The sequence below is a fragment of the Microvirga sp. Mcv34 genome, from assembly GCF_024519725.1.
GTDB lineage: Bacteria > Pseudomonadota > Alphaproteobacteria > Rhizobiales > Beijerinckiaceae > Microvirga.
Genome location: NZ_JALJRK010000157.1, coordinates 1 through 5,292, shown reverse-complemented (window position 1 = coordinate 5,292; position 5,292 = coordinate 1). Strand labels below are relative to the sequence as shown.

Genomic DNA, 5,292 nt, shown 5'->3' with positions numbered 1-5,292 from the left:
ACAAGGCTGCCAAGGGCCTCCTGGCGCCGGCTGCGTGACCGGCGGACAGGACCGTGCCGGATCCCACAACTTGCGACGCCTCGCGAAGCGCGCCCCTCGTCGGATCAGGTGAGTAACGATATAGCCAAGGTTAAAGCATCTGTCAAGAACAAAGTAAGAACATAACGCTGCGCGTCTCACACCCGCTCACGTCATCACTGGCAGCCGCAGGCTGGAATGGGGCTCCACGACCAAGCGAACAGCCCTGGATCCCCGTCCCCTTCCGCTACGCGTCTTCCTGAGAGTTACACCGCAGAGCCTCAAGCACTCGCGATCGCCGCCCCCTCCCGCCTCAACTCCAGGGAGACAATGGCGGCTTCAGGTTGCATGTCGGCGGATGGATCGAACTTAGGTCAAACCCTCGGCGGTATCGTCGATCTGCCGACGGATGGCCGGGTCGAGATCGAGCGCCTCGGCCAGCTGGTGCAGGAACTCGCGCTCCTGGATCGTGTCGGGATCAATGGCGAGACGGGCGGCCGCATAGACCTGCGCGGCCTTGTCCGGGTCCTCGATGCCGGCGGCGAGCTCTTCCACATCGGCCGGCGAGGCCATCTCGGTCTCAAGCCACCGGCTCGCCTCCGGGTCGATGCCGGCTTCGGTCAGTCCCTTGACGATCCGGGACCGTTCCGCCTGGTCGATCTGCCCGTCGGAGGCCGCGGCCGCCACCATGGTGCGCAGGAACAGGAGCGCGTCGTCCTCGGTCTGCGAAACGGGGTGGAAACGGGATGTTTCGGGCAGGCTCAGAGCCGATTGGGCAACGGCCTCATCGGGTGCGGCAGGCGCAGCGGCGGGCACGGGTGTATCGCCTCCAGCCGCACCTTTGGCAGCCTGCTGGTTCTGGTAGGCCTTGTAGGCCAGCCCGCCAATCACCGCGAGGCCACCGAGCTTGACCAGATTGCCGGTCAGCTTGCCGCTCTTCTTGCGGCCCTTGAACAGAAGCCCCGCCAGGCCGACCAGCGCCGTCTGCGTCAGGCCCGGGTGCTGGGCGGCAAAATCCTTGGCCTTCTGCAGGAGCTGATCCGGCGTCTGTCCGGTGATCTGCGTCACGCTCCTCTCGGCCTGCTGACCGACGCCCCCCTCGCTGGGCGAGCCGGGATTGCGGAGATCGGGACGCCCGATGGCTCCGACGAACGCATCCAGAAGCTTCCTGTAATCGACCATGGGGTCCTCCCGTTGTTCCATCAGCAAGGAACAACGGGAGGACCGCCGAATGGTTCAGGTTCTCTCCGGCGCGTCAGGCCGGTCTCGGCACCAGGGGAGCGCGGGCCTTGAGGAGCTGCGACACGACCACGGGAGCGGCCATGGCCAGCCCGATCAGGGTCATCTGCACATTCGGCGCGATGATCGGCAGGGCGGCGAGGCCGATGAGCCAGCGCTCCCAGACGCGCATCTGCGTCAGCGCGTAGCCGGCGAAGGCTGTCGACAGGAACATGATGCCGACGACGGCTCCTGCCGTGACGAAGAGGAAGCTCGGCCACGTGAATTCGGGCGTCACGATCAGCATGGCCGGACCGTAGACGAAGACGAACGGCACGAGCGCCTTGCCCAATCCCAGGCGAAAGGCGGTATTGCCGGTCTTGAACGGATCGGCGCCCGCCATGCTGGCGCCCGCATAGGCCGCAAGCGCCACGGGCGGCGTGATGTCGGCAAGCACCCCGTAATAGAAGACGAAGAAATGCGCGACGATCGGCTGGACCCCGAGCAGACCCAGGGCGGGCGCCGCGACGGTGACCATGATGATGTAGTTCGCCGTCGTGGGCACGCCGCATCCCAGCAGGATGCAGACGACGGCCGTCATCAGCAGGGTGAAGAACAGGGTCATGGCCTTCATGTCGGCCAGGCCCGCCGGCACGAAATCCGTGAAGCCCTGGGCCATCTGGGCCGCGAAGGATGTGACGATGAACGAGATCTTGAAGCCGACGCCGGTGAGCGTGACGATGCCCACGATGATGCCGACCGTGGCAGCCGCCGCGCCCACGCCGATGGCGTATTTGGCGCCGACCACGAAGGCGTCGACAAGGTCGAGCACGAGCGCCTTGCCGGCGTCGCTCTTGACGAACGTATAGACGAGAAGCGCCAGGACCAGGCCGAGAAGCGGAACCGAGAAGACCAACTGCGTGAGCATGCCGGTGGCGATGGCGATCACGATGGCGGCCAGGAAGCCGAGGGTGATGGCGGGAACGCGCGATGCGCCCACCACCAGGCAGGCCGTGATGCCCCAGAAGGCGGCAAGGTAAGGCGTGAAGCCGGAGAACAGCACGATCAGCAGCACGGCCAGCGGCATGATCGTCTGCCATCCTTCGCGGAGGACCTTGGCGGCCTTCGGCAGCTCCTCGGCGGGCAGCCCCTTCAACCCGGCCCGCTTGGCCTCGAGATGGACCTGCATGAACACGCCGAAGAAATGCATGAGGGCCGGCACGAGAGCCGCAAGAATCACAGTCCGGTAGGAAACATTGAGGAACTCGACCATCAGGAACGCGGCCGCGCCCATGATCGGCGGAGTGATCTGGCCGCCGGTCGAGGCCGCCGATTCCACCGCCGCCGCGAAATGGCGCTTATAGCCGACGCGGATCATCGCCGGGATGGTCAGCGAGCCGACCGTCACCGTGTTGGCGATGGAGGAGCCCGAGATCATGCCGAACAGGGCCGAGCCGAAGATCGAGACCTTGGCCGGCCCGCCCGCGAAGCGGCCCGCCAGGCAGGTGGCGAGATCGATGAAGAGCTTGCCGAGCCCAACCCGGGTCGCCAGTACGCCGAAGAGCACGTAGTGGAAGACATAAGTGGCGACGACGCCCAAGGCGATGCCATAGATGCCCTGGCTGGTGAGATAGAGGTGGTTGACGATGTTGGACCACGAGGCGCCGGGATGCTGGAGAATGCCCGGCATGGAGGGGCCGAAATAGGCATAGGCCATCACCCCGAGTGCGATGACCGGCAGCGGCCAGCCGACGGAGCGGCGGGTCGCCTCCAGCAGAACGACGATCAGGATCGTCCCCATGATCACGTCCATTGGCGACGGGTTGCCGACCCGGAAGGCCAATTCGTTGAAGATCCATGGCACATAGAGGCTGGACGCGGCCGCCGCGACGGCGAGACCCCAGTCGAGCAGGGAAATGCTGCCCGGGCGCCACCAGTTCGAGGGAGCGATCCGCTCCTGCCCGCTCTTGAAGGCGGAGAAGACGAGGAAGATCAGGCCCAGCACGAAGGCCATGTGGATGCCGCGATGGGTGGCTTCCCGAAGGAGCCCGAAGCCCGCCGTATAATAATGGAAGAACGAGAGCGTCAGCAGGAGGCCGGCGACGAGCCAGGCGGTCGCCGGAGGCAGGGGGCGGAAGCGCATCTCGGGATCGAACTTCTCCTCAAGGCTGCGGTTCTCGATGATCACATGGGCGTCGGGTGAGGACATATCGGGCTCTCGTCACAAACAAAGCGCCTCCCGCGACGTCGGCCGCGGGAGGTCGAAACGGTCAGTCCACTGGGATCAGCCCTTCAGCAGGCCGGCTTCCTTGTAGAAGCGCTCGGCGCCCGGATGGACGGGGATGCCGGCGCCCGCGAGGGCATTCTCCTTGCGGATGATCTTGCCCTTGGCGTGGCCCGCGTCGAGCGCCGCCCGGGTTTTGTCGCTCCAGAGGCCCTTGACGACCTCATAGACGACCGCCTCCGGGACCTTGGCGGAGGTCACCCATTGGGCGCCCACGGCCAATGTCTTCACGGCACCCACATCCTTGTAGGTTCCGGCCGGGATCTCGTCGGCGGCGAAGAAGCTGTATTGCTTGCGGATCGCATCCGCCTCCGGTCCCGCAAGCGGCACGAGGTCGATGCCGCCGCCCGTCGCGGCCAGTTCCGTGATGGCGCTGGTCGGATAGCCGCCCACGAAGAAGAAAGCGTCGAGGCCGCCGTCGCGCATGCGCTCGGCCGCCTGGTTCGGCTTCAGGAAGTCGGCCTTCACGTCCGATTCCTTGATACCCCAGCCGGACAGGATGATCCGCGCATCCACGAGCGTGCCGGAGCCCGGCTCGTCCATGGAGACGCGCTTGCCCTTGAGATCCGCAACAGACTTGATGTTGGCGGACTTGGCCGCGACGAGGTGGATGCTCTCGGGATAGAGGTTCGCGAGAAGGCGCAGATCCTCGATCTTGCCCTTGCCTTCGAACAGGCCGGTGCCGGTATAGGCCCAATAGGCCACGTCGGCCTGAGTGAAACCGGATTCGAGCGCGCCGGAAACGATGGAATTGACATTGGCCACGGAGCCGTTGGAGGCTTGGGCCGTCAGCACGAGCTGCGGCGGATTGGAGACGGCATTCGCGATGAGGCCACCGACCGGATAATAGGTGCCGGCGGTGCCGCCCGTGCCGATCCGAAAGAAGGCCGGAGCCTGCGCGAAGGCATTGCGACCGAGAGCGGCGGCAGCTCCAAGTCCGAGGCCAATTTTGGCCAGTTCGCGACGGGTCAGTTTCGTAGACATTGTGTTCCCCTGGTGAAGGATGCGACCGCTTGCAATACGGCTCTGCTTCACTCTACCGGGAATTGCCGATGCGTCTACAGGTCTGCCCGAAACCTTTGTTAGTCAACGAATAAAACTGTCGTCGCCGTGTCGTGGCGCTTCGGCGTGGCGTGTCGTCCGTCGATGATCGGTCGAACCCGCCGGGTGTGTCACGCCGAACAAGCGATGGCCGACGATGATTCCGCGTTTATGTCAGGTGAGCCTCCGGGGACCAGCGCTGTGGCGTGCAGCGGACACAGGGGCCCCTCCCCTCGTTGCCGGGATGGTGCGTCGGTATCTGTCTTTTCGCTCGCCTCGGTTGTCTCGCCTGAACCTTCGCTTGTCCAGGTTCAACGAGCCACTGTGTGTTTGAGATCCGTTTTGGGCGGTGACCGTTGTGCGTTTTGACCGTTGTGCGTTGTGTGGCGGGGATGCTTTGGACATGACGAAGCCCCCGGAGGGTGTCTCGCGGGGGCTTGTGGTCTTGGTTGCGGGGACAGGATTTGAACCTGTGACCTTCAGGTTATGAGCCTGACGAGCTACCGGGCTGCTCCACCCCGCGTCAACGCGTGCGAGTTTGGCGTGCGCCAAACCCCAAGCTGTGGGCCTTGATCGCGGGCGATCAAGGCGGAAGAGGGCATTGGCAAGCGCTTGAGGCTTACACATGCAAACGCGGCGCTCAAAGAAGCGCCGCGAGAACATGTTCGATCGTATCAGAGGCAGCTGGCGTTGTCCTTGGCAGGTCCGGCAATGACCTACTCTCCCGGGTC

General features: G+C 64.9%; 3 protein-coding genes and 1 tRNA gene. All 4 read right to left on the bottom strand.

All coding sequences use genetic code 11. The features are described 5' to 3' along the window. Positions 1-387 precede the first annotated feature (387 nt). The 4 genes from OC446_RS29110 to OC446_RS29095 all read right to left on the bottom strand — a co-directional run bounded on the left by OC446_RS29110 (position 388) and on the right by OC446_RS29095 (position 5,084). Positions 388-1,200 (bottom strand): tellurite resistance TerB family protein, encoded by an 813-nt coding sequence (locus OC446_RS29110; RefSeq protein ID WP_262032403.1) that lies wholly within the window; start codon positions 1,198-1,200, stop codon positions 388-390. 73 nt (positions 1,201-1,273) lie between these two features. Continuing rightward, the gene (locus OC446_RS29105; RefSeq protein ID WP_262032402.1) at positions 1,274-3,445 is read right to left on the bottom strand and encodes a TRAP transporter permease; all 2,172 of its coding nucleotides are present in this window, start codon (positions 3,443-3,445) and stop codon (positions 1,274-1,276) included. 75 nt (positions 3,446-3,520) lie between these two features. Then, positions 3,521-4,504 (bottom strand): TAXI family TRAP transporter solute-binding subunit, encoded by a 984-nt coding sequence (locus OC446_RS29100; protein ID WP_262032401.1) that lies wholly within the window; start codon positions 4,502-4,504, stop codon positions 3,521-3,523. 503 nt (positions 4,505-5,007) lie between these two features. After that, positions 5,008-5,084, bottom strand: a tRNA-Met gene (locus tag OC446_RS29095). Between the last annotated feature and the right edge of the window lie 208 nt (positions 5,085-5,292).